17 protein-coding genes are annotated in these 25,751 nt (G+C 47.8%); 5 read left to right on the forward strand and 12 right to left on the reverse strand.

The window, feature by feature from the left end; all coding sequences use genetic code 11:
* Positions 1-48 precede the first annotated feature (48 nt).
* Positions 49-681 (reverse strand): hypothetical protein, encoded by a 633-nt coding sequence (locus HPS55_RS02360; RefSeq protein WP_172176810.1) that lies wholly within the window; start codon positions 679-681, stop codon positions 49-51.
* 227 nt (positions 682-908) lie between these two features.
* Here HPS55_RS02360 and rfbA point away from each other — a divergent pair, with 227 nt between their 5' ends.
* From rfbA to HPS55_RS02375, 3 genes are read left to right on the forward strand one after another with little or no spacing between them, the layout of a single operon-like run.
* Positions 909-1,775: a glucose-1-phosphate thymidylyltransferase RfbA gene (rfbA, locus tag HPS55_RS02365; RefSeq protein WP_172176812.1), complete on the forward strand. Its 867-nt coding sequence runs from the start codon at positions 909-911 to the stop codon at positions 1,773-1,775.
* Positions 1,776-1,791: 16 nt separating this feature from the next.
* Positions 1,792-4,269 carry a GumC family protein gene (locus tag HPS55_RS02370; protein WP_172324655.1) on the forward strand — a complete coding sequence of 826 codons (2,478 nt, stop codon included), beginning with the start codon at positions 1,792-1,794 and terminating at the stop codon, positions 4,267-4,269.
* Positions 4,266-4,715, forward strand: a complete 450-nt coding sequence (locus HPS55_RS02375; RefSeq protein ID WP_172176815.1) for a BT0820 family HAD-type phosphatase — start codon at positions 4,266-4,268, stop codon at positions 4,713-4,715. Before HPS55_RS02370 ends, HPS55_RS02375 begins: the two co-directional genes overlap by 4 nt.
* 150 nt (positions 4,716-4,865) lie before the next feature.
* On the opposite strand, the gene HPS55_RS02380 is transcribed toward HPS55_RS02375, so the two are convergent.
* Positions 4,866-6,800, reverse strand: a complete 1,935-nt coding sequence (locus HPS55_RS02380; protein WP_172176817.1) for a sugar phosphate nucleotidyltransferase — start codon at positions 6,798-6,800, stop codon at positions 4,866-4,868.
* A 413-nt stretch (positions 6,801-7,213) separates the two neighbouring features.
* Between HPS55_RS02380 and HPS55_RS02385 the strand changes: the two genes are divergently transcribed.
* A complete protein-coding gene (locus tag HPS55_RS02385) occupies positions 7,214-7,810 on the forward strand; it encodes a sigma-70 family RNA polymerase sigma factor (protein ID WP_172176819.1) in 597 nt (198 codons plus the stop codon).
* Positions 7,811-7,856: 46 nt separating this feature from the next.
* Here HPS55_RS02385 and rpe read toward each other — a convergent pair whose 3' ends face one another.
* From rpe to HPS55_RS02420, 7 genes are all read right to left on the reverse strand, one after another.
* A complete protein-coding gene (rpe, locus tag HPS55_RS02390) occupies positions 7,857-8,507 on the reverse strand; it encodes a ribulose-phosphate 3-epimerase (RefSeq protein WP_172176821.1) in 651 nt (216 codons plus the stop codon).
* A 235-nt stretch (positions 8,508-8,742) separates the two neighbouring features.
* Complete coding sequence (gene fmt, locus HPS55_RS02395; protein ID WP_172176823.1) at positions 8,743-9,720, reverse strand: methionyl-tRNA formyltransferase; 978 nt, start codon at positions 9,718-9,720, stop codon at positions 8,743-8,745.
* A gap of 57 nt (positions 9,721-9,777) precedes the next feature.
* Complete coding sequence (locus HPS55_RS02400; protein WP_172176825.1) at positions 9,778-11,586, reverse strand: chloride channel protein; 1,809 nt, start codon at positions 11,584-11,586, stop codon at positions 9,778-9,780.
* The gene (locus HPS55_RS02405) at positions 11,587-12,156 is read right to left on the reverse strand and encodes an L-threonylcarbamoyladenylate synthase (protein WP_172176827.1); all 570 of its coding nucleotides are present in this window, start codon (positions 12,154-12,156) and stop codon (positions 11,587-11,589) included.
* Positions 12,157-12,208: 52 nt separating this feature from the next.
* On the reverse strand, positions 12,209-13,777 hold the full coding sequence (locus HPS55_RS02410; protein WP_172176829.1) for a peptide chain release factor 3: 1,569 nt from the start codon (positions 13,775-13,777) through the stop codon (positions 12,209-12,211).
* Between the two features lie 103 nt (positions 13,778-13,880).
* A complete protein-coding gene (locus HPS55_RS02415; protein ID WP_172176831.1) occupies positions 13,881-14,426 on the reverse strand; it encodes a DUF4924 family protein in 546 nt (181 codons plus the stop codon).
* Between the two features lie 10 nt (positions 14,427-14,436).
* A complete protein-coding gene (locus HPS55_RS02420; RefSeq protein WP_172176833.1) occupies positions 14,437-15,102 on the reverse strand; it encodes a LysE family translocator in 666 nt (221 codons plus the stop codon).
* Between the two features lie 131 nt (positions 15,103-15,233).
* On the opposite strand from HPS55_RS02420, the gene HPS55_RS02425 reads away from it, so the two are divergent.
* The gene (locus HPS55_RS02425) at positions 15,234-16,220 is read left to right on the forward strand and encodes an ROK family protein (protein ID WP_172176835.1); all 987 of its coding nucleotides are present in this window, start codon (positions 15,234-15,236) and stop codon (positions 16,218-16,220) included.
* A 460-nt stretch (positions 16,221-16,680) separates the two neighbouring features.
* On the opposite strand, the gene HPS55_RS02430 is transcribed toward HPS55_RS02425, so the two are convergent.
* From HPS55_RS02430 to HPS55_RS02440, 3 genes are all read right to left on the reverse strand, one after another.
* The gene (locus HPS55_RS02430) at positions 16,681-18,219 is read right to left on the reverse strand and encodes a RapZ C-terminal domain-containing protein (RefSeq protein ID WP_172176836.1); all 1,539 of its coding nucleotides are present in this window, start codon (positions 18,217-18,219) and stop codon (positions 16,681-16,683) included.
* Positions 18,220-18,416: 197 nt separating this feature from the next.
* Positions 18,417-22,682, reverse strand: a complete 4,266-nt coding sequence (locus HPS55_RS02435; protein WP_172176838.1) for a CARDB domain-containing protein — start codon at positions 22,680-22,682, stop codon at positions 18,417-18,419.
* A gap of 135 nt (positions 22,683-22,817) precedes the next feature.
* Entirely contained in the window at positions 22,818-25,643 is a 2,826-nt protein-coding gene (locus HPS55_RS02440; RefSeq protein ID WP_172176840.1) for a M6 family metalloprotease domain-containing protein, read from the reverse strand.
* Between the last annotated feature and the right edge of the window lie 108 nt (positions 25,644-25,751).

Here is a 25,751-nt window from a genome sequence, read left to right on the forward strand (position 1 = left end):
AAAAAATACAGCGCAGTACGGATATCACCGGCCATGCGCTGTATTTTTCTATTTCTTTATGCTCTCGTCTTTGGCTTTCGGCTCCTTCTTCGCCAGCATCACCACCTTATAGACAAAGTCTGTTATCCATTTTTGCGAAAAGCCCAAACGACGGTCGTACTCTCTCACGGCAACCACTGTTTTCAATACCCCCGGATCGGTGTAATTGTTTTTTGTGAAGATATCGTTTACGGTCTTCTCCGTCATTGTGTAAAGGGCTTTCTTGAAAAATCCCGGAAGACGGAGTTTGAATTTCATAAGATTACCCATGAGCATCATAAGATCTTGCGTAAAGCCCTGAAACTGCACGAGATAAACTTGAACATCCTGCAACTTACGACAGTTGCGGCGCATGCTATGATCTATCTCCTTAAAGAAATTGTCGTCCATTTCATATATTTCCTTAAGCATCTTCCGGCAACGTGCCTTCTCGCCCACCCCAAGACGGTTGTTGACCGTCGGAACACGTAATGTCGTCTTAAACACCCGCAAATCCGGTAGCATCGAAAGATTGGTAATGCCAAGTTCTGCCGCTATTGCCGCTTGGAAATATACACGGATAAGGGTCATGAAATCTTCCATGCCTCCTGTTGTCTGCTGTTCGCCGGCTTTCTTGCCGAACAGTTTTGATAATATACTCATAAAGACAGTTATAATAATGATGATTAATTGACTGCCGCCCTACATTTCTGCAACGCAATATAATAATATACGCTCGCGCAACGACGCAAGACTGACAGTTTGATATTTTCGCATGCAAAGTTAAGGATTTTCCCGCATATATAAATAAAATCCATAATAAATCACGATAATAATAAAATTAATTCTTACCTTTGCACCGATTTTATATAACGTTATATTTAGAATTAATGAAAGGTATTGTTTTAGCTGGTGGCAGCGGTACACGGTTGTACCCGATAACAAAAGGCATAAGTAAACAACTGATACCCATTTTCGACAAGCCTATGATATATTATCCTATATCAGTACTCATGCTTGCCGGAATAAGGGATATACTGATTATCAGCACACCGCACGATCTGCCCGGATTCAGACGTCTTCTTGGTGACGGCAGTGAGATAGGAGTGAGATTCGAATATGCCGAACAGCCGTCACCCGACGGATTGGCCCAGGCGTTCATCATCGGCGAGGAGTTTATCGGCAATGATTCCGTATGCCTCGTATTGGGTGATAATATATTCTATGGCAGCGGATTCTCCGGAATACTGAAAGAATGTGTGGATAATGTCGAAAAACATGGTGAGGCCACAATCTTCGGCTACTACGTGAACGATCCGGAACGATATGGTGTTGCCGAGTTTGACAGCGAAGGCAGATGTCTGAGCATTGAAGAGAAACCAGAAGTTCCCAAATCCAACTATGCGGTAGTGGGTCTGTATTTCTATCCCAACAGTGTAGTTGAGACGGCCAAAAACATCAAACCAAGTGCACGCGGTGAATTGGAAATAACCACAGTGAACCAAGTATATCTAAAACGGGGTACACTCAAAGTGAAGACGCTGCAACGCGGATTCGCATGGCTTGACACCGGTACGCACGACAGTCTGAGTGAAGCCAGCACGTTTATCGAAGTGATAGAGAAAAGACAAGGACAGAAAGTAGCATGCCTTGAAGAGATTTCGTTCAGACAAGGATGGATAAGCAAAGAACAACTGCAGAAACTTGCCGGACCAATGCTGAAAAACGAATATGGCCAGTATCTGATGAATATTTAAATAAAGAACAAAGCAAATGGAAGAAAACAACAAGATTGACAAAATAAGTAATGTGGAGTCAGCCGATCTCTATCAAGAAGAGAATTCATTTGACTTCAAGGCCATCATCACCATGTTCATTCTGAATTGGCAGTGGTTTGCACTTTCAGTATTTATATTCGTTTGCGGTGCACTAATCTATCTGCGCTACACCAATCCAGTATATCAGGTGTCGGCAAAGATGCTGATTAAAGACGACAATTCGCGAAGAGGTTCAGGCAACCAAATGCTGTCCAACATGTCAGACATGGGATTCATCTCAACCAGCAACGGCATCGAGAACGAGATGGAAATAATAAAAAGCCGAATATTGACCCGCGAGACAGTCAAAGAGCTGCACCTGTATGTGGAATACATGGAAAAGGGATTCGTAAAAAACAAATTGATATACAACACACAACCCATCAACGTCGACATTGATCCGGCAAGCCTTGACAAACTTGACGAGACAATGATGACGGTTGACATGAGAATCAAAAAGAACGGCAATACATATAAAGTCGAAGGAAACACATACAATGGAACCCAAAAGTCGGCACCGTTCACAACATCGTTCGACAAATTGCCGGCCACGCTGAAGACAGATGCCGGTGTACTCACATTTACCAAGAACAATAATGGCAAAGACACTGACAAGGATATCTTTGTAAAGATATATCCCCCCATGACCGTAGCAACATCCTACGCTGGAGCAATGTCAGTAGAGCCGATATCAAAGAATACGTCTATTGCACTAATCACCATCAAAGACGAGAATCCGAAAAGGGCCGACAACTTCTTACGCCAACATGCCATTTGCTACAACCGTCAAGCAAATACGGACAAGAACGAGATTGCCATAAAGACAGAGGAGTTTATCAACAACCGTCTGGAAAAAATAAACAAGGAGCTCGGAACGACAGAGACAGAATTGGAGACTTACAAAAAGCACAACAACCTGATACAGCTGAAACTGGATGCTGCACAGACTTTAACACAGGCAAACGCATATTCGGACAAGTTGGCTGAGGCCAAAATGCAGATTCAGCTGCTTGATTATCTGCGTGAACACGTAGACAGACCGCAGAACAAGTATCAGATAATACCGTCAAACGTCGGTTTGAACGACCCTTCGTCAACATCGCTCATCAACAGTTACAATCAAGCCGTTATAGAACGTAACAGACTGTTGCGCGGTTCATCGGAAATTGCTCCGCAAGTAAAGGCCATAACCAGCGAACTTGACAATCTGGAGAACAGCATACGCACGGCATTGCTGCAAGCACGTCGCACGGCTGAAATACAATTGCAAAGCATAGAGAAACAATATGCGATATACAACAACAAAGTAGCCAACACGCCCGAACAGGAACGCATACTGACCCAAATAGGACGTCAGCAGGAAGTAAAATCCGGACTATACCTGATGCTGCTTCAGAAGCGCGAGGAGAACTCCATCTCTCTTGCCGCCACCGCCGACAAGGGAAAAATCATCGACGAACCCGTTTTCGCCGGTATGGTAAGCCCCAAAAAGAACATGATACTGATGGTAGCACTTGTATTGGGTATAGGACTGCCGTTGGCTATAATCTATCTGATACAGCTTATGCGCTATAAGATAGAAGGTCATGAGGACGTTGCCAAACTGACAAAATTACCTATCATCGCCGACGTTGCACTGACAAACGATGAGCACACCAATGGCATCGTTGTACACGAGAACGAGAACAACCAGATAGACGAGATATTCCGCTCAATGCGTACCAACATACAGTTTATGCTTGAGGAAGGACAAAAAGTTGTCATGTTCACATCGTCCACCTCGGGCGAGGGTAAGACTTTCAATGCAGTAAATGTGGCCGTTAGTTTTGCTACCCTTGGAAAGAAAGTCATCATAATGGGACTTGACATCCGCAAACCTCGACTGGCACAGATATTCAGTCTCAAAGACAAAAAATTGGGTATCACCAATCTGTTGAACAAAGACCATGTCACCATGGACGAGATTATGACACAGGTAAGTCCTTCCGGTGTCAACACCAACCTTGACGTAATGCCGGCCGGTCCCGTCCCGCCAAACCCGACAGAACTTTTGGCACGCGAACATTTGGGTGACATCATCAATACGCTCAAAGAGAAATACGACTATATCATACTTGATACCGCTCCGGCCGGACTTGTCACCGATTCACTGCAGATAGGCAAAATCGCCGACGTAGCCATCGTTGTGTGCCGTGCCGACTATACGCCTAAAGCCAGTTTTGAACTCTTCAACAAAATGCACGCCGAAAGAAAACTTCCCAACATGTGCTATGTTCTCAATGGCGTTGACATGTCAAAGAAGAAATACGGATACTATTACGGATACGGCAAATATGGGAAGTACGGAAGATATGGCAGATATGGAAGTTATACTTACGGGACATATTCCAACAGCCACTACGGCAATAAGGACGATAAATCCATCAAGCTATGACTATTGCCGTAGACTTCGACGGGACTATCGTCGAACACAAATATCCGGAAATCGGAGAGGAAATACCTTTCGCCATCGAAACATTGAAGATGCTTGTCAACGAACGGCACAGACTGATACTTTGGAGTGTGCGCGAGGGGAAACTCCTTGACGAGGCTGTGGAATGGTGCCGTAAAAGAGGACTTGAATTTTGGGCCGTCAACCGCGACTATCCGGAAGAGACTCTTCATAACAATCCAAGCTACAGCCGTAAGCTAAAGGTTGACATGTTCATTGACGACCGCAACATTGGCGGACTTCCAGATTGGGGCACAATATACCGCATGATAAGTCAAAACACAACATGGCAAGACATAGTAGATGAGGCGGAAAGCGGTAATCCCCAGTCGTCTCACCACCGCTACAGACACGAAGAAAGAATAAAGAAAAAGTGGTGGCAGATATGATGAAGCTATGCCAAAATATAAATATTGCATAAAGTAGGGACATATTTTTGTATTCGTCCGCTTGTAATATGTTGATATTCAACATTCATCGGACCGACAAATACAAGGATATGTCCCTATAAGCATAATGAACCGAAATCTGACACAGCCTCACTTAGAAAAATTAAGCACGGCATTACGCATAGCCTCAGGATTACCCATATCGAACATCTCTCCATCTATACGCAAGCCTATCATACCGCTACGCTTGCGAACAGCCTCAAGAGCGGAAGTAAGTTCAATCTCACGTTCGTGTTCACCGGTATTATCGGCCATCCTTATATCGTCAGCTAGTTGCTCAAATACATCAGGTGTAAGGATATACTGACCAAACACAGAATAAAAGCAATTCTTTCCACACTCATCCGGCACTCCAAGGTATTCCTCGGCATAACTGAGTTTCGGCTTTTCCTTTATCATCGAAACCTGAAGAACGGAACGTTCCTTATCTTCCCATACACCGCTAAGTATACCGTAACGACTCACATCAGCCGCAGGTATGGAATGTATGCTTACCATCAGCTTGTTACACCGTTCGTACTCTTCTATCAACTGCAACGTACACGTTTTATTGCCATAGCTTCGATAAAGCGTATCGCCAAGTAACAGCAAAACAGGCTCGTTGCGGGTAAATTCAACAGCCTGATACACAGCATGGCCGAATCCGCGTTTCTCATACTGATAAACATATGTAAGTCTCTTGCCGATGTCAAGTATACGGTTTGTGTATTCGCGGCAATGGGGACTGAGTTTGCGCACATGCTCATCTGTCAGCGGACTTTCGAAAAATTCAGCGTATTGCCGGCGTTCATCCTCTGAACCAAGAACAATGCAAATTTCCTCAATTCCGCTTTCCACAAGTTCTTCCAATAGAATAAGTATCACAGGACGCACAAACCCGTCGGCACACGGTATCGGAAAAAAGTCCTTCTTGAGCACACGCGTTGCCGGATAGAGCCGCGTACCAAAACCTGCCACAGGAATGATAGCACGCCGCACTGTACGTACAGGTTGTATCGTAAACGAATAAGCAATAAGCCCATGACTGTTGAGGTAGTCGACAAGCTGCGTCTGACACTCTGCATTGCGTGCAAGAAACTGTACCGAACCGTCACCGTGGCTGCCCACTCCTTTGCCGCCATACACCAACGGGCGAATCATAGGATCACTCAGAAAACGATGCAGCTTGGGAGAAGAAAGCGCGGTTGACATCGGGACTATCTGACGGTCAAACAACTCCTCCGCTTCGGTCATAAGCTCTCCCAATGCTTCTACCTCTCCATCAGCCATATATCTGACTGCACGTTTCACTATATCCTGATTCTGTTCACCAAGCGCACGATGCAGCATACGGTCACCGGCACTTTGTGCAAACGGATACGACTTGTTGAGGTCGGCAAGAATCTTTATCGTATCTTTCTCTGCACACAAATCTGCAAACACCCAATGAAGGGATTTCTTCACTTTTAGTGAATGTACTTCTATTTCATCACCATCAAAAGCCATAAGATTAGGCTTGACACCAAACGCACAAGCCTGGTCAAGACGGCCGCAACGTGAAGCTGTTCGCAACTCTCCCAAATAGGCAATATTCATTTCGCCCATTGTGTTCAACTTCAGATTATACAGCAAATTGAAAGCACGTGCCACAAGCACACATATAGCCGCACTGCTGGACAATCCGCTCTTCATCGGAAGAGTCATCTTCTTAATACGTATCTTCACGCCACCCACCTTATACCATTCAAGCATATACGAGGCCACACCGGCACAATAGCAGAAAAAAGAACCGGACTTGGCAACACGCTTCAAATCGGAATCATTCATCCGGCAAGAGAAGTCGTTCCATATTTCGGATATTTCAGGTGCATCGCTTGTCATTTCAAACACAGCCGCCCTCTCTACTTCCGCATATATTCCCTGCTCTATTCCGGTAACAATTGCCGCACCTGGATAGATATCGGCATTCATCGTACGATAATGCCCTGCCCAATCCGTATGTTCTCCAAACAGACAAAGTCGGCCTGGCACAAAAAGTTCTATCATATCTTATTTAAAAAATTAACTGATTAGCAGCCATTAGATAATTATTAAATCCCCATATTATGAAATTAGATACAAATATACACAAAAAAAAGATATCGCATTACATTATTTAATACAAAATCGCAGACAAATGATTTCTTATCCGCATTCACATAAATATTCCATGCACAATAACCACCCGACAGCCTATCCACCGTGTATTTTACCATCAACATTTCCTGACAGTGACATACATTTGACTATTCCCGTGTCTGACAATTCATAGAAAGTCATCCAATTTAACAGTCATTTATTTGGCTATACAGATTATTTTATATAATTTTGCAATAGCATAACATCCAAGTGTTAATAATAATCCATTTAAACCGCTAAGCCTATCGACGAAGAGTTTACTTAATAAAAAATAATTAAGTATGAAGAAATTCGAAAGTATGACCGACGAAGAGTTGGCCCTACAATACGCAGGAGGAAACAATGGAGCCTTTGATGAATTATTAGCACGCAACCAATCGAAGCTCTTTACTTATATAATGTTCGTTGTCAGAGATCAAGAACTCGCAAATGACATCTTTCAAGATACATTCGTGAAAGTGATAACCAAACTTAAGGAAGGAAAATACATCGACTCCGGAAAATTCTCCTATTGGATTACACGCATTGCCCACAATGTCATAATGGATTGGTATCGCCAGCAAAAGAACGAGCATCTCATCGAACCTGTAAAAGACAACGACTTGAACAATCTCAGAGGGGAATCGTTGCTTGACAGTTGCCGCGAACACGAGATTGTGAACGAGCAGATAATGCATGACGTGAAATGCATGATGGAAAATCTGCCGGCTCCACAGCGCGAAGTGGTATACATGCGATTCTACCAGAATCTGTCATTCAAGGAAATAGCCGACATCACCGGTGTGAGCATAAACACCTCACTCGGCCGCATGCGATACGCAATACTTAATCTGCGACGCATGGCAAAAAGCCACGATATATTGCTGAAAACAATATAATCCGGCATAACTACAACATGATGCCGATACGAATTGAGGGAATTGCCTATTTCAATTCCCTCAATTCGTGTATAGTATGTTCAGGCGTAGCGCTCCTGAACACATAGCTTCCACTGACGAGTACATCCACACCGGCCTGAACCAGACGCGGCGCCGTGCCGGCATGCACCCCACCGTCAACCTCAATAAGGGCTTTCGACCCGCTCCCGGCTATCATACGACGCAGACGTGCCACCTTTGTCAAGGTATTTTCTATGAAATCCTGTCCGCCGAAACCCGGATTTACGCTCATAATCAAGACCATATCCACATCTTCGATAATATCCTCAAGCATGGACACCGGTGTTGACGGATTGAGCGTAACACCGGCTTTCATGCCGGCATTATGTATCTCCTGAACGGTACGATGCAAGTGGCGGCATGCCTCAACATGCACGTTCATCATCATTGCCCCGAGCTTGGCCGTACGGTCGATGTACTGTTCTGGATGAACTATCATAAAATGCACATCCAACGGCTTTATACACCGCTGTGCCACGGCTTCGAGCACAGGAAACCCGAAAGAGATGTTGGGTACGAAAACGCCATCCATCACATCAAGATGAAGCCAGTCGGCCTCACTTCTGTTTATCATTTCTATCTCGCTGTCGAGATGAAGAAAATCGGCTGCGAGAAGAGAAGGTGAAACTAATGCCATGTTACTGATTCTAATTCAGGCAAAACGGAATTGATGTCCCGTCGGCCATCTTAATTACTCGATAGGTATAAGCTATCTGTTTGATAATATCTATTGTTCTCTCACTCGGGTTAAGACTTTCCTGTGTAAAATATGTCATAGGCTCCACGATTTTTATGATTCTGTATTTCTACCTATCAAACGAGGATTACCATGATTTATTATACTATAGAATGCTTTTTTATTCAAGTTTCATTTATTCCACCATATATACCCCGGCCTCGTTCAGGCCGTTGATAAAGTCTGTGGCACGCATGCGCTTCTTCCCGGCAAGCTGCAGTTCGTCGATACGCAACATACCGTCGGCCGTAGCCACATACATCTGCTTTTGGTCAACCACAACAGTACCAATATTCTCCGAACAGGCCATGCCGGTCTTCGATGCCGAATAAATCTTCAACACAGTGGCCTTACCCGACGGCGGCAAAAGCATGGTCCATGCACCTGGTACGGGACTGAGACCGCGAATAAAGTCGTAAACAGCCTTCTGAGGACGATTCCAGCAGATACGGCATGTATCTTTGAATATCTTCGGAGCGGCATGCAGCACCCCCGTATCACCCGCCATCTGCTCCTGCGGAATTGATGCGGGATGCCCGTCACTCCCGACGATACGCTCAAGCGTGCGCAGACAAATGTCAGCGCCCAAGCGCATCAGTCCGTCGTATACATCCTCTACGTTGTAATCATCAGCTATATCAAACGGCAACTGCATTATCACACGCCCGGTATCTATATCCTTGTCAAGGAAGAAAGTTGTCACGCCTGTACGTGTCTCGCCATTGATTATGGCCCAGTTTATAGGCGCGGCCCCGCGATACTGCGGCAACAATGCGGCATGCACATTGAATGTTCCGTATTCAGGCATATTCCAAACCACCTCCGGCAACATTCTGAAAGCCACCACCACCTGCAAATTGGCCCGGTATCCTCTCAACATCTCGACAAAATCCGGATCTTTCATCTTCTCCGGCTGCAACACCGGCAATCCCTTTTCCTGCGCATATTGCTTCACGGCCGACGGCTGCACCACGCTACCGTGCCGGCCTACAGGCTTGTCCGGCTGTGTCACCACCGCCACAACATTATACCCATTGTCCACCAAAGCCCGCAATGTCTCCACAGCAAACTCGGGAGTACCCATGAACACTATCCTCAAATCTTCTTTCTTCATAACAGTTCCCGACACTAATTACAATAATGAATACAATAAAACTCTATATAAGACAAATCAGTCTTCGCTCATGTCAGCCACCAGTTTTCTATACATGCCGTACATGCGCAAACGGAAAATATACCCTTTCAGATGATTGTCACTGTCGAGCACCGGCAGTCCATCGGCATGTGTCCGCTCAAAAGCACGCATAACCTCTGTCATAGGAGCATCGTCACGAAGTGTTGCCGCAGGCGGCATCATCAGCTGTTCGGCACGGAAGTGATGATACAACTCGGTGCGGAACATCACATGACGTATCTTTCTTATGTTTATCTCACCGAGCAGATTGCCCGCCGGGTCAAGCACCGGCAGAATATCGTAACGGCTCAGACTTATTTTGTTTACAATCTTTCCCAGCTCCATATCCGGCGTAACGTACATATAATGCCGGTCAATCACGTTGTCAAGACTCATAAGCGTAAGCACGGCATGGTCGGTGTGATGCGTTATCAGCTTGCCCTGCTTGGCCAGACGCATTCCGTAGATGCTGTGCGGCTCGAATATGTTTATCGTAAGATACGAACATACGCTGACAATCATCAATGGAAGAAAAAGACTGTAACCACCGGTTATCTCGGCTATCAGGAATATACCTGTGAGAGGGGCATGCATCACTCCCGACATAACGCCGGCCATGCCGAGCAATGCGAAGTTCTTTTCGGGAATGTATACTCCGATATTGTAAATGTTCCACAAACGGGCAAAAAGAAAACCGCCGAAACATCCGATGAAAAGACTGGGAGCAAACGTACCTCCACAACCGCCGCCGCCATTTGTGGCCGATGTCGCCACAACCTTTGTCAGCAGCACAAGCGAGAGGTAGACTATCAGCAGATTGCCCTGACCGGAAAACATAGAGTTGCGCAAAATGCCGTTCCAGTCGCCTTCCGACTGTCCGTTAAGCAAAAGGTTTATGTCGCGGTAGCCCTCGCCGAACAACGAGGGGAAAAGAAATATGAGCAGGCTCAAAACGGCTCCGCCAATGACAAGTCTGACATAAGGACGGTCTTTGAAACGAGCGAAAACACCCTCGCAAAAGGTCATCGTACGTATGAAATAGAGACTTATCAGACCGCAGACGATACCGAGCAGAATGCTTGCCGGAACACGGTCTATCACCCAATCACTGTCGAGATGAAACGAGAACAACGCTGTAGAGCCGCTGAAAATATATGTAAAGCAAGTCGCCGTGACACACGATATGAGCACAGGCAGGAGCGAAGCCATCGTAAGGTCTATCATCAACACCTCGAGAGTAAACACAAGTCCGGCTATAGGAGCCTTGAATATACCGGCTATGGCACCGGCCGCGCCACAGCCTACAAGAAGCATGAGCGTCTTGTTGTCCATCCTGAACAGCTTGCCGAGATTGGAGCCGATAGCCGACCCCGTCAGCACGATAGGCGCCTCGGCGCCGACAGAGCCACCGAAACCGATGGTTATGGCCGAAGCCACCACCGACGACCAGCAGTTGTGCCCCTTCAAACGGCTCTGCTTGCTGCTTATGGCATACAGTATGCGTGTTATTCCGTGACTGATGTTGTCCTTGACAACATACCGCACAAACAACGACGTGATGAAAATGCCGACCACAGGATATACCAGATAAAGCCAGTTGGCCGCAGAGCGGTCGAACGAACCTGTAAGCAGAGCACCTATCTGGTTTATCAAACCATGCAGCACGAAAGCGGCGACAGCGGAAAAGAAGCCAACAAGGAATGCGAGAACCAGAATGAACATCCTCTCACTGATATGCTCCTCGCGCCACTCAAGCAGCCGCTGAAACAATGTTTTCGAGTCTCTTTCTATTGTTATATCCGTCATCTACTTTCTTATTATCCTCACCTCACCGTCCATACCCAGCTTGATAATGCTCGACGGTGTGTGCGGCTTGTGCTCCTGCCGCCGGCTCCAGCACACATAGTCCACGGCGTCAAGAATATCCTGCGATATGTCACAATAGTTCTGCGCCGCCGGCTCACCGGAAATATTGGCTGAAGTAGACACGACGGCCTTTTGGAAACGGTAGCACAATTCCTTTGAAAACGGCTCATCGGTTATGCGCAAGGCTATGCTGCCGTCGTCAGCAATCAGATTGGAAGCCAGATTCACCGCTCCGTCGAGTATCACCGTCGTCGGCTTGTCCACACAGTCGAGCAGTTCCCATGCCACGTTGGGCACATTGCGCACATAGCGTTGCAGACGTGCATCGCTGTCCACAAGGCATATCATGGCCTTTGAGTCGTCACGCTGCTTTATCTTGTATATACGGGCCACGGCCTCGGCATTGGTCGCGTCGCAGCCTATTCCCCATACCGTGTCCGTAGGATAGAGTATCACACCGCCCTTACGCATGGTCTCTACGGCCTGTCTTATGTCTTCTTCTCTTGTCATTTATTTGATTCAATAGTTTCGCAATTTATCCAAACACGCACTTGCGGCCTGCTCAGAATTCGCTTGTAAAGTGGAACTTTATGTTCTTGAAATCCTCCTGGGCCATGCTCAGCACATACCCGCTGTCGGCAAGGAACACATCACGGCCTTCCTTGTCCTTGGCCATATACTGATATTTTCGCTTCTTGAAGCTCTCCAGTTCGGCGGCATCATCGCTTTCTATCCAACAAGCCTTGTACAGATGTACCGGTTCCCAACGGCACTTGGCATTGTACTCGTTCTCCAGACGATACTGTATCACCTCAAACTGCAACTGTCCTACAGTGCCTATAATCTTACGGCCGTTGAACTGATTGACGAACAACTGCGCCACACCCTCGTCCATCAACTGGTCTATACCCTTCTGAAGCTGCTTGGCCTTCATCGGGTCGGCATTCTCGATATACTTGAACATTTCGGGCGAGAAACTCGGCAGGCCGCGGAAGTGCAACTGTTCGCCATCGGTAAGCGTATCGCCAATCTTGAATATGCCATTGTCCGGCAATCCCACGATGTCGCCCGGATAGGCTTCTTCAATGGTACTCTTGCGCTGGGCCATAAACTGCGTGGGCGACGAGAACCGCACCGTCTTGCCCAATCGCACGTGCAGATAGGGCTGATTGCGGACAAAGCGCCCGCTGCACACCTTGCAGAAAGCAATGCACGAGCGGTGGTTGGGGTCGATGTTGGCCGTTATCTTGAATATGAATCCCGTGAACTTAGGCTCCTCGGGGCTGACCATGCGCTCCTCGGCCTTTGTCGGACGCGGACTCGGAGCTATCTCGACAAAACAGTCGAGCAGCTCCTGCACGCCGAAATTGTTGAGCGCCGATCCGAAAAACACCGGTGCCACATCGGCCGAACGGTAGTCTTCAACGTTGAATTCGGGATAGACACCATCCACCAGTTCAAGATCCTCGCGCAGTTTGGCGGCATCCCGGTCGCCCACATGCGCATCCAGTTCGGCACTGTCGATGTCCACTTCTACTTTCTCCGTGACACGCTGTTTGTCGGGCGTGAACAGGTCGAGCTTCTTCTCATATATATTATATACACCCTTGAACTTCACTCCCTGATTGACAGGCCAGCTCAGCGGACGCACCTTTATCTCCAGTTCCTGCTCCAGTTCGTCGAGCAGGTCGAAAGGGTCGCGGCCTTCACGGTCCATCTTGTTGATGAATATGATTACCGGTGTCTTCCGCATGCGGCACACCGTCATCAGTTTTCTCGTCTGTGTCTCCACACCCTTGGCACTGTCCACCACGATAATGGCCGAGTCTACAGCCGTCAGCGTACGGAACGTATCTTCGGCAAAATCCTGGTGACCGGGTGTGTCGAGGATGTTGACCTTATATCCTTCGTAGTCAAATTCCATCACCGATGTGGACACAGAGATACCGCGCTGTTTCTCTATATCCATCCAGTCGGATGTGGCTGTCTTCTTTATCTTGTTGCTCTTCACCGCTCCGGCCACTTGTATCTGGCCGCCGAAGAGCAGGAATTTCTCGGTAAGCGTAGTCTTACCGGCGTCAGGATGCGATATGATCGCAAATGTCCTTCTTCTTTCTATTTCGTTGTTCATATGATATTGGACACAGACCACGCCGGCTGTCCGTATCTTCAATAGCCGGACCTTTCGACGCAATCGCTATGAATAATTATTGCTGTCAGTGAAAAAAAACACCCTATTCAAATTCCAGAGGAGTCTCCTTGTCTTTCAGATAATAGTCGTTCAGCATCCCGACCAATGTTGTAATCTCCTTGACGGCATGCGCCGTGTCGGGGCTTATCTGCTTGTTCTGCAAGCGTAGCATCATCGTGCCGTAAAGCGAGTTGAAGCACGTCTCCACCTCGCTCTCCGTCTTGTCGGCTCCACGGTTACGCAATTCCACTATGAAAGGCAGCACCTTGTAATACTCGGCATTGTAGAACGGAAAACGGGTGCTGCCAAGCAGTCTTTTGTGCAGTTCGTCAAGCTGCATCATCGTCACCCTGTTGATTTGCAGGTGTCCGCTTTCGCGACATCCCTCCTCGTTCATCATCCGTATCAGATAGCCATACCAGTCGGCCATATCCTCCTTCTGCTCCTCAGTATAGTCAAAGCGGGATATATATTCCCTTACAATCCTCGACAACGAACAGTCAAAGGCCCTTATGGTGTCCTCCACCTGCCACATATACAGAAGATACTCTGCTATGTTCTTCTTTCTCAAATCCTGCGAAATATACATATTCTTAAAATCAGAAAAACCTATATAAGTTGGTCACCGTTCCGAAAAGCATTATCACCGAACATATCATCACCACCCAGCCTATCACCTGGTTGATAAGCCGTATGCCGTTGTAATCGAACTTGCCGCGTATCTTGTCGACAAGCCACGTCAGACCGAACCACCACAACAACGCCCCGGCCACGATACTCATAAAGCCCACGCACATCTCGAACGGATGGTTGGGCAGCACAAAAGCAAACTGGGCATAGCATGCCAGAAAGAGGAAGACGATGAGCGGATTGGACAGCGTCACGAGAAATGCTGTCAGAAAATTGTGCACGAGCGTACCCTTGCTTGTTCCCGAACGGCGGATGTTGCGCGTGGGATCCGTTCGGTAAGTATAGATTCCGAAAGCCAGCAACAGCAGACTTCCTATAATCTGAAGATAGAACCTGTTCTGCTGATTGTTTACAAAATCCACCACAAGACTCATTCCGAGCCCCGTCACACCGGCATAGAAAATATCGCTCACAGCCGCTCCGACACCTGTGACAAACCCGTACCAGCGTCCCTTGTTAAGAGTTCGCTGCACGCAGAGCACACCCACAGGTCCCATCGGGGCCGATGCGATGATACCGATAAGAATTCCCTTGAATATGAAATCCAGAATGTTTATATGTATCGGAAACGGCATAATGGATGCAAAATTGCTAAATTTATGCGAATTATACAAGTTTTTACCTTTAAATCTTTGGGCGGTTTTCTTTTTTTTCTAACTTTGTGCCACAATTATTCATTAAATATTAATTTAAAACAATATCTATTATGAACGAGCGACCGGCAATAAAGCCTTATGTCATAGGCCTGGACCTTGGAGGAACTAACTCTGTATTCGGAATCGTGGACAGCCGCGGAGAGATAAAAGCAACCACAGCCATCAAGACCCAAGGCTTCGACAATGTTGAAGACTATGTGGCAGCAGCCGTAGAAGCACTACAGATTATCATAGACCAAGTGGGCGGCATCGGCTATATAAAGTCGATGGGAATAGGAGCACCCAACGCCAACTACTACAAAGGAACCATTGAGCATGCCCCCAACATCGTATGGGGCAAGGGCATAGTGCCCCTGGCCGACATGTTCAGCAAGGCACTGGGCATACCGGTGGCCATGACCAACGACGCCAATGCGGCTGCAATAGGCGAAATGGCCTACGGTGTGGCACGCGGTCTGAAGAACTTCATCGTCATCACCCTCGGCACCGGAGTGGGCTCAGGCATCGTCGTCAACGGACAGCTGCTCTACGGCCATGACGGATTTGCCGGCGAACTGGGCCACGTGACAATGGTCCGCGAAGGCGGACGCCAATGCGGATGCGGACGGACGGGATGCCTCGAGACGTATTGCTCGGCGACGGGAGTGGCACGTACGGCCCGCGAGATACTCTCCAAGAGCGACAAACCGTCGTCGCTGCGCGAGCTCGATCCCGAGAAGATTACATCACTCGACGTCAGCATAGCAGCCGAAAAAGGCGACGAGGTGGCCAACGAGATATTCCGGTTCACAGGCAAGATGCTCGGAGAAGCATGCGCCGACTTCGCGGCTTTTTCCAGTCCGGAGGCATTCATATTCTTCGGCGGACTGGTAAAGGCCGGTGAACTGATAATGAAACCAATCCGCGAGGCATACGACGCCCATGTGCTCAACTTCATGAAAGGCAAGGCACAGTTCCTCGTGAGCGGACTTGACGGCTCGTCGGCAGCCGTACTCGGGGCCAGTGCCATAGGATGGGACATCAACCCGAACGAATAGAACGGCTCAAACCGAACATATGGAGATTTTTTTTGAAGATAGAGTATCAAAAGCATAGTCTCTTCGGACCTTGGGGGGAAGGTCCGAAGAGACTATGCTTTTGATACACTTCTTTTGTATTTGACCGCATACCATTATATCCCATTGACAAAAACAACAATAGTTCTACGTTCCCTATTTTCAATCAGATGGGTCTCTGCCGAATTTTCAATGTAGCGAAAGGCTGTCGGTATGTATAGATTATTCTGAAAAAAAACGCATTTTATTTTTCCCGAAACAGAAAAACCGGAAGGCCCTCTCTGCTTTCTTTACAAAGCCACATTACTGTAACGTATTGATAATCAGCGCATCCCTTTTGAAGCAAAAAGCGCGGTTTTCGGAGCCTTATGCGAAAACCGCGCTTCTGATGTCGCTTAACATACGTTAAAGTAAAGAAAAGTCGTAATAAAGATAATGTCTTTCACCGCCGGCGGTCAAACACCTGGGTTATGCCCTGCTCACGATGGCAGACATGCACCTCTATGCCATATTCGCGGTGGATATATTCTGCCAGATGCTGCGCCGAATAGACGCTGCGGTGCTGTCCGCCGGTACATCCGAAAGAAAACATCAGATTGGTGAAGCCGCGCTGCATGTAACGACGCACGTGGGCATCGGCAAGCCGATATACACTTTCGAGGAAAGTAAGTATCTCGCCGTCGTCCTCGAGAAAGCGGATTACGGGTTCGTCCAGTCCGGTCAGTTTCTTATATGGCTCATAACGTCCGGGATTGTGCGTGGAACGGCAGTCGAACACGTATCCGCCGCCGTTGCCGCTCTCATCTTCCGGTATGCCTTTGTGATAGGAAAAACTGAACACACGGACAACGAGCGGCCCCTTGCCGTCGTATTTGGAAAACGTTGCCGGACCGTCATGCGGATGTGCATCGTACACGTTTACGGTTGCCGTACGATATCCGTCGCTTCTCGTTTGCACCGGTTGCTCTATACGGGCAAACTGCGGCAGCTCTGTAAGACGGCGCAACATGTCTGTCATATACGAATATGGGAAACAGTCGAGTTCGAGCAATTCGCGCAGGTTCTGGATGGCAGGAGGTATCGACTCTATGAAATGCCTCTTCTGTTCGAAATATCCGCGGAAACCGTATGCGCCAAGCACCTGCAACGTACGGAAGAGGACGAACATACTCAACCGCTTCACGAAATGACGTACGGACGGTACTTCCGTATAGTTCTTCAGCGCCTCATAGTATTCTTTCACAAGTTCGCGGCGCAATTTGTGCGGATAGCGTGCCGAGGCTTGCCACAGGAACGAGGCAAGGTCGTAGTAATAAGGACCGCGGCGGCCTCCCTGAAAGTCGATAAAATAGGGATTGCCCGAAACATCGAGCATCACATTGCGGGCCTGGAAGTCACGGTAGAGGAAGCTGTCGGCCGGCTCCGACGTAAGGTCCTTGGCGAAAAGGCGGAAATCGGCTTCGAGTTTCAGCTCGTGAAAATCAAGCTCGGTGGCTTTCAGAAAACAATACTTGAAATAGTTCAAGTCGAAAAGCACGCTGTCCATGTCAAACTCCGGTTGCGGATAGCACTGCGAAAAATCGAGGCCGCGCGCCCCGCGAATCTGTATGTTGGGCAGCTCGCGGATAGTACGGACAAGCAGCTCGCGCTCATGCAGCGTATAGCGACCGCCGGCTGCACGGCCTCCGGCCAAAGCGTCAAACAGAGATACGGAGCCAAGATCGGTCTGAAGATAACGCAGTTCGTCACTGCTCACGGCAAGCACTGACGGCACGGGCAACTGGCGACCGGTGAAATGACGGCACAGCGAAATGAAAGCGTGATTCTCGTCACGGCTCGTTCCTATAACTCCTATCACCGACAGTCCGTCGGCTGACGACAACCTGTAGTACTCACGGTTGCTGCCTGCCCCGGCAATACGCTCGATACCGGAAGGCTCCGCCCCGGCCCAGCTCTTATATAGGTCAATAAGTCTTTCCATAATATGTGCAAATGTACAATAAAATCGCGAGATTATACACCGGCAGGACAAAGAAAATAAGGTTTTCTTTAGAGGAAAGATAGTACAAAGGAAGAAAAGAACAAAACAAACAGACAGAAAAAACTGCCGGACCCCATTTGGGATTCGGCAGTAAGAATACAGTCTGTACAACTGTTAAGATTACAACAAAAAGCTGTTTACTTTACAACGGCCTTTGTTACGGTCTTGCCAACCTTCACGATATATACACCTCCGTTCACGCTGACACGTGTCACGTCGGCAGCCTTACCGTCGAAGATAGTCTTGCCGTCAGCTGTGATGATGCTCATCTGCTCACCCTCGGCACCCGTAACGGTGATGATACGGCCGACAGCGGAAACCTTGGCAGAAGCATTGATTACAGAGTTTATGCCGTCAACCACACCGATGGTAAATACATTGGAAGCAGCAGACTCACCCTTGTCGTAAACAACTGTAACAACATACGAGTGTTCGCCGTCCGATACGGATGCATCGACATAAGCGGATTCAGCCACAGGCTCGGCTGTCAGCTTGACACCGTCGCGATATACGTTGTAGCCAACGAGCGAAAGATCATCTGCTGAAAGGCCGGCCGGAGTATATGTGACATCATCGACAAGGAAGATAAACCTGTCAGCGGATGTGCAACGGATTGCAAAATACTTGGCACCCGCCGGAACATCAAACGTGAACTCAGTCCAATCCTCCGGTACCTCAGCGACACCATCCACTTTCACGAAGTCGGCAATGTCCTTACCAGTCGTAGAATAGTAGAACTCGAACGACTCTGCGCCATACTGAGCTGTATATGTACGTGCGAAGAACGACACTCTCTGTGCATCGCCACTCAGCTCAGGCGATATCATCCAGTCATTATTAGTAGCTTTCTCGGCAGCGAACGAAGCCATATACTTATTACCGGTATGAGCAGCGAATGTCTCATCAAAAGAGGAATAACTGCCGTCAAGCACGATATAAGCCATCTCGGAATACATATTCGGGAATTGGATGTTCTCAAATCCATAAGTGACACTTCCGTCAACATCGACAAACGACCAGTCACCGGCTGTGTTCACTCCAAACGCCTCGTAGTCCTCGAAACTGTCCGTAACAGGTTCTACTGCCAATGCGCTCATGTCTGGCTCACTCCATGTGAGGTTCACATTGTTACCGTTCTGAGCACCCGTAAGGTCGGTAACGGCAGGATAGTTGGTCGTCTTGACAACAGTCTTGACGGTGGAAGTGGTGTTGTCGCTCTTGTCGTTGTCATCGGCAAATTCCACAACGGCCTTCCATACCAGTTCCGACGCTGTCATCACGTTGGTCTGCTCGGTGAATGTGAATGTAGTCTTGGCGTTGGCTGCAAGAGCTGTTCCGGGAACCGACTGCACCTTGATGTCGTTGCAATAGAGGTCTACGGTATAGGCATCGGCTGCTTTGGAGCCCTGATTCTCTACAGTAACGGCTACGGTCACATCCTCACCGGCCTGCACCTTGGACGGAGCAGTGATACCTTTTGCAACAAGGTTGTTGTCCAACATGTTGTAAACACGGATGTTGTCAATGTATGCACTGTCTTTCTTGGAGAATGTGCCTGTGATTGCAAACCGTACCCAATCTTCATTGGCAAACTCAACCAAAGAGATTGTTGCCGGAGCGAAATTGGAACCGGCCGTGAGAGTGGCAATGTCTTTCACGTCATTCGGAGTGATTATGGAAACAGTCAGAGGAACTGCGCCACCGGCCGAATAGTCGAATGTGAGTGTCGGATTTGCCGTGCCGGCAAGAGCTATCTTACCTGACTGCAGATTCATCCATCCTGCTGTCTTGGCATACATCTCAAAACAGCTGCCGTCACCGTCAGAACTATTTTGGGATACGTAGATACCGCCTTCGTACAACTTATTAGTTTGGTCAACGGCAGTACCCCACCAATAAGACAACTTGCCATTTGCAACTGTTTCAAACAGAGGCATCTCATAAGGAGCACCGGTAACAACGGCACCGTAAGCATCGTCAGACTCTCCCGTTGTGTTCTCGGCCGTAACAGCAAAGTATGAGAAACCATGCTCACCGCTGTTCGTGTCGAACACGACATTGGCTGAAGTCTCATTCAAACCTGTTGCATAAGGATTCTCATGGTCTGCCATAGGGAATTGCATACCAAAGAATTCCACTATCTCAGCAGGATATACATTATATTTGTAGTCCGCAGGATTGACAATATAGCCTTCGGCACCTCCGGCTGGAGCTTCCCATGCAATGGCAACGGAACCGCTCTTGTCAGCGACAGTGATGTTGTTGACGATGTCCGGTGTATCATAACCGATGTAGACTTTCTTCGTTACTGCGCTACCGAAATGGCCGGTATAAGAAGTTGCCACAGAATATGTGTAGTAACCTGCTGCATCAACCTCGTCATTGATGACAACATTCTCACCGGCAGTCTTTGCCTCTGAGAGGATTTCCTCTCCGTCGCGCTTGACTACGACATCGATTTTGTCCGTAATGGCAGTGCCGCTGACTGTATGTGACGGAACGGTGAACGTAACGACAGCCTTGTTTGCGCCCTGTGCATCGGCAACGACATCAAGATCGCTGACTTCTGAAGGAGCCGAAGCGTCGAGTTCCGATACAGAGAAGTTGTCTACATACAGATAGTATTGGTTCATATCAGAGATGGCATGAACGGCAATATAATATGTTCCGTCTTCTTCTACTGTAAACTCGGCATTGCTGAGAGTATTGAATTCCTTGTCTGCGACTACTGTGGCGGCTATTACAGGAATTGTAAGTTGTGATACTTTCGCCTCTTTGCCTGCCACTACTTCAAGACGCTCCGGGTAGCTGGGGCCGTAAGCAGCAGCGTCAAGAGACACTTTATATTTTGTACCGGCCTTAAGTTCTACACCAGGGAACACGAGATAGTCATCGGCTGTATTTTTTGTACTGTAACGATAACGTGCAACCTTGCTTTTGGTTGTACTGTGCTCATCGAAAGTAAATGTACTCTTGTCGTCATTGGCATCATAGATGGCGGCCTGCGCCTGCTCCGCTTCAGTATCGAATGTGTTGGTATATGGAAGAGCAGCGGTCAGGTCGGTGATTACAGGCTCCTGGTAAACAAGTTCGTCAGCGCTGACAACGACATCGACAAACCAATTGAGATAATATATCTCGAATGCATCAGCATTGACAAGCACGTAGTTGGTGAAGGTGATTGTCTTTGCCTGAGCGTCATATGTAGCTATGGCATCTTCAATTGATTCGTCTTCCGTATTGACACCGATTAACCAGCAGTTGTATGAACTATAATCGCCTACATACTGGAACTTGTCGAACTTGATATTAGTGCCTTCAATAGTACCCTTAACCCATGCGTCCGGGAAATCGGCGGAAATACCCTGAACATAAACATCATTGCCCGCAAAAGCAACGTTCACCTTCTGGTTTTTGACAGGAGTCTCGCCGGTATTTGATAAAGAAACACAATTCATATACCAGCCTGTGTATTCCACGCCGGCAGGCAGGGTAACGAGTTCTGTCGAAGGAGCTACATACGAAGGATCGTATGTCAGAACGGTTTCGGCATCACCATAACCGGAGAACGAGTTGTCATCATCCCAAAACGCGCCAATGAAATAGGCATCGGCTGTTCCATCGAACGCAGTCGTACCTTCAAGAGTGAGCACATTACCGTCTACAGTGAATGTAATAGCCTCTGCATGGTCATCAGCCGCATGTATCTTACTATCGGTTGAACCGATAAATCCCCAACGCAGACTGATTGTCGCACCATACTGTGCAATATAATTCAACGGCTGACGGGTTGAGACAGTGATGACATTGCCACTCTTCGTTCCTTTCACCCATGCTCCTGTAGTATAACGGGTAATGGGGTTCTTGATATAAACATTGGCACCATCTTCAACTATAGTCACCATTCCCGACTGTGAAGCAATACCAAATTGACCGTTATTATTGAAATAGGCCGTTCCGGTAGTGGCACGCTGATACAGCTTCGGTTCAACGCCTGCTACGTCAAGAATAATGCCGTTGGCATCGGTGGTCACAGTTACGTTGCCCTCCTGAGTGATGGTCTTGCGGACACTTGACCTGTAAGGACGGTTGGAAACCTCCGACCGATAGCTTCCAAGCGGCAAGTTACCGATAACCTTTCCCTCCTTAACGCTGTTGAAAAAGCCTCTTTTCACAGAGCTTTTCCGTAACACCGAAGAAGCCGTCTCATCTGCGGCTGCGGCTTTTTCTGCCATCGCAGCCTTCAACTCTTTCGCTTCCTTCGCTTTCTTGGCCAAAGCATTAACATCGGCAAGCCGCTCCAATCTGTTGACGGAGGCAACCTTCTTCTTTGCCAAAGGAGCCTGGGCGAATGTCAGCGATGTAACCATCACGATAAGCGCAATAGTAAACAATCTTTTCATTATAGTCTAGTGTGGGGATTATTTTGTTTTCTCACTCCACCGGAAGAAATCCCCTTTAATTCCGGATGAAGCATATGAGAGGCCTACACCTCCTTGTATCTTAATTGCACTATTATACCCTTGATTGCACTGTGTCTACATCACGACTATCTTGTAACAGTGTCCGGCACTTTTTATCACATATACTCCACCGGCTGGAAGTGTCACTGACGAATCTGCGCCTGACGGCATCTTACGGCATATCACACGGCCCGACATGTCGCTCACTATAACGTCGACTCCTGCCGGTATTACAAGCCGCCGCCCCTCTGCACGGATTACCGAAGAAACCGCCATCATTTCCATGCCATCGTTTATGCTCGAATCCGTGGTTACGGCAATCTCATTAGATTTTTTTGAGAAAAGCGATCCGTCGGTAGCCGTAACCGTATAATAATATGTTGTAGCAGGCGACAGCCCCGTTACAGGCATGCTGACAACATTACCGGCATAGAACCTGCCAAATGGCACAACCGACACTTCACCACCCCATTCTATCTTCACATCATCAACGGCCACAGAACCCACACCTTTCCTCGAATAAGATATGCGTACCATACGTGTGCCGGCTGGAATATCGTCAATTGTTGTGACCGTACCGCCTGCAGCGTTATCCACTTCCAACTCTGCAATATCCATCCATCCGTCAGCACCCACATTGACCGACACTACCAGATGATTACCCTCAGAGGCATTGACGCCACGATGCCAAAAGCTCAGTGAACGCACATCGTCTTCAAATAACGGAGATGTAAGCGAAGCGGCATTGAAAGCAAAACGCAACGAGGGTATGGCCTCACCGGAATATGCAGAATTGGCATATGTAAGAGTTGTATTGGTTTCCCATCCGGAAAGCATAGCGCCAATGCCGCCGGTAAAATCAGTTGCCGACAGATACGGATTACCCTTTTCCTTGCTGTATACATTTACTTCGTAGTTATCAGCGCCCTCCAACGGTAGCCAGTTCGCAGTAAACGATGTACCGGAAACACAAGTAGCCTCCAACGCTTTAGGAATACGCTGCTTGAATCCTGGAGAACCTACAGTTACGCTGATTTCGTTTGACGGCATGCTGACGACACCTCTATCATTCACATATACCACATAGAAATATTCGACATCGGGCTCAAGGCCTGATACCACAGCAAACGTATCATTATCTACACTCTTATGATCATAGCCAGCCACATTGTCCAGTATAACATTGCCGCTACCGCTATTCATTTCTATTTTTCTATACACTGACAATTCATACTTACCGGACTGTCGTGACGGCAGCCAATGTGCCGTAAATCCCTCCGGGTGTATATCTGTAGCGGCAATGGCCGTGACAGGGTCGGGCACCACCACTCCCCCTGCAACATTAAATGTAATCAGACCGTTTGCTTCAGATATATCAGTCAGCGGAAGCCCTAACCCTGCCCCGCTCCATGTACGCATGGAGGGCCTGGTATCGTCTGTGAACGACGTCACGTTATTTGTTCCCGGGAAAGCATCACCGGCACGAGAAAATTCGGTCTGCGTGCCGTCGGCCTCCTCAAGGTCTACATACTGATGGTCAGCATTGTTGTTCACAGTGTTCTGTCTCCACACGTAAGCGTCGTAATCGACATGCCATACAAGCATACCGTGACCGGGAATATACTTATCCCAACTCGTCTTCTGACGATTTTCTATGAGGAAAAACTCATTCTCATCGCCCGTAGGTATGATGCACGCCTGATTCGAACCTATACTGTTGAGCCTGACACTGGCTGGTCCGTCCAGTACTTGCGGTGTAATCCATCCGAGCGAATAACGCTCATATGCGGAATATAGCGGCGGAGTGCATCCACCGTTATTGTATGAGCCGTGATCAAGAACCGACCATCCGCCGGGTGTGAAAGCCGATGTATAGCTTGTGGCATAAAGGTCTGGCAGACCCATGACATGCGAAAATTCATGAATGAAAGTTCCCACACCGTCAGGACGAGAGCCTTCCCATTCGTTGCTGCACGCATAACGGTCGAGCTGCACACCGTCAAATATATAAGAGGTATACTCTGCCGCCGTAACATTCCACGAATGGGGCCATACAGTATTGGATGAGCCTCCGCTTGCCTCGCCGCGTCCGGCATAGAATATGAACACATTGTCTATAAACCCGTCACCGTCACGGTCGTATTCCGAAAAATCAACGGTAGCATCGAGCTGCTGACAAGCCTCAATTGCCATCTTCTGCGGATTTTTATCGTTTCCGGAATAGTCGTTGCCACCATAATAACTCATATTCTGGGAAAGTGTTATCGGCCCGTAAACATCGAACTTAGGACGGAACTGATTGTCCGAACATTCACGGAAATACTCTGCCGCGCATCCTGTACCGCCATAGTCACTGAATCCGTCTTCATTGAGCATACGGTTGAAATAGCTGTACGGATCATTATGAGTAAACTTCACGTCCTTATATTCCACGAGTACTACAAGTCCTTTCTGTTCGCCTTTCGATGGAAATCCCGTATCAAACAATCCTATCTGTGATTTTTGCGGAACCGCACTGCGGCGTACCTTGGCACGTGCAGCGTCACGACGCTGCAAAGCTGCGTACACCTTTTCCATATTGACAGTGCGAAGAAAACCCGTAGCCTCTGCCGAACGCGATGCCAACGGCATCGCCTTTATCCTTGAATTCACTATATTTCCCGAAGCGTCGGCATTGCCGTAATAAAACGTATTATTATCGTTGACAAGCAGATAACCGTCTTCCGAAAGGTAATAATGTGCATTTTCATCACCTATTATACGTACCTGTATCTCTGTACCGTCGGGTTGTATCATTGTTATAAGCCCCGGTTTGGCAGGAACGGCAAACAAAACATCAGTGCCGCAGATGATTGTAATAACTATCAGAACGAGATATCTGAATAATGATTTTTCAGTCATTTGACAAATTTAGTATTATATTAATAATATATTATTGTACAAACTTTCATATTGACACTTACAAAGATAAGAGTTTTAACCTTTGTTTTTAAATAAAAAAAACATTTT

This window comes from Xylanibacter rodentium, from assembly GCF_013166575.1.
GTDB lineage: Bacteria > Bacteroidota > Bacteroidia > Bacteroidales > Bacteroidaceae > Prevotella > Prevotella rodentium.

Coding starts and splice junctions, on each gene's coding strand:
- fmt (WP_172176823.1), bottom strand. CDS start 9,720: ATGAAGAAAGAAGATTTGAGGATAGTGTTCATGGGTACTCCCGAGTTT.
- HPS55_RS02435 (WP_172176838.1), bottom strand. CDS start 22,682: ATGAAAAGATTGTTTACTATTGCGCTTATCGTGATGGTTACATCGCTG.
- HPS55_RS02360 (WP_172176810.1), bottom strand. CDS start 681: ATGAGTATATTATCAAAACTGTTCGGCAAGAAAGCCGGCGAACAGCAG.
- HPS55_RS02430 (WP_172176836.1), bottom strand. CDS start 18,219: ATGGAAAGACTTATTGACCTATATAAGAGCTGGGCCGGGGCGGAGCCT.
- HPS55_RS02440 (WP_172176840.1), bottom strand. CDS start 25,643: ATGACTGAAAAATCATTATTCAGATATCTCGTTCTGATAGTTATTACA.
- HPS55_RS02425 (WP_172176835.1), top strand. CDS start 15,234: ATGAACGAGCGACCGGCAATAAAGCCTTATGTCATAGGCCTGGACCTT.
- HPS55_RS02415 (WP_172176831.1), bottom strand. CDS start 14,426: ATGTATATTTCGCAGGATTTGAGAAAGAAGAACATAGCAGAGTATCTT.
- HPS55_RS02380 (WP_172176817.1), bottom strand. CDS start 6,800: ATGATAGAACTTTTTGTGCCAGGCCGACTTTGTCTGTTTGGAGAACAT.
- rfbA (WP_172176812.1), top strand. CDS start 909: ATGAAAGGTATTGTTTTAGCTGGTGGCAGCGGTACACGGTTGTACCCG.
- rpe (WP_172176821.1), bottom strand. CDS start 8,507: ATGGCATTAGTTTCACCTTCTCTTCTCGCAGCCGATTTTCTTCATCTC.
- HPS55_RS02410 (WP_172176829.1), bottom strand. CDS start 13,777: ATGAACAACGAAATAGAAAGAAGAAGGACATTTGCGATCATATCGCAT.
- HPS55_RS02385 (WP_172176819.1), top strand. CDS start 7,214: ATGAAGAAATTCGAAAGTATGACCGACGAAGAGTTGGCCCTACAATAC.
- HPS55_RS02420 (WP_172176833.1), bottom strand. CDS start 15,102: ATGCCGTTTCCGATACATATAAACATTCTGGATTTCATATTCAAGGGA.
- HPS55_RS02375 (WP_172176815.1), top strand. CDS start 4,266: ATGACTATTGCCGTAGACTTCGACGGGACTATCGTCGAACACAAATAT.
- HPS55_RS02400 (WP_172176825.1), bottom strand. CDS start 11,586: ATGACGGATATAACAATAGAAAGAGACTCGAAAACATTGTTTCAGCGG.
- HPS55_RS02405 (WP_172176827.1), bottom strand. CDS start 12,156: ATGACAAGAGAAGAAGACATAAGACAGGCCGTAGAGACCATGCGTAAG.
- HPS55_RS02370 (WP_172324655.1), top strand. CDS start 1,792: ATGGAAGAAAACAACAAGATTGACAAAATAAGTAATGTGGAGTCAGCC.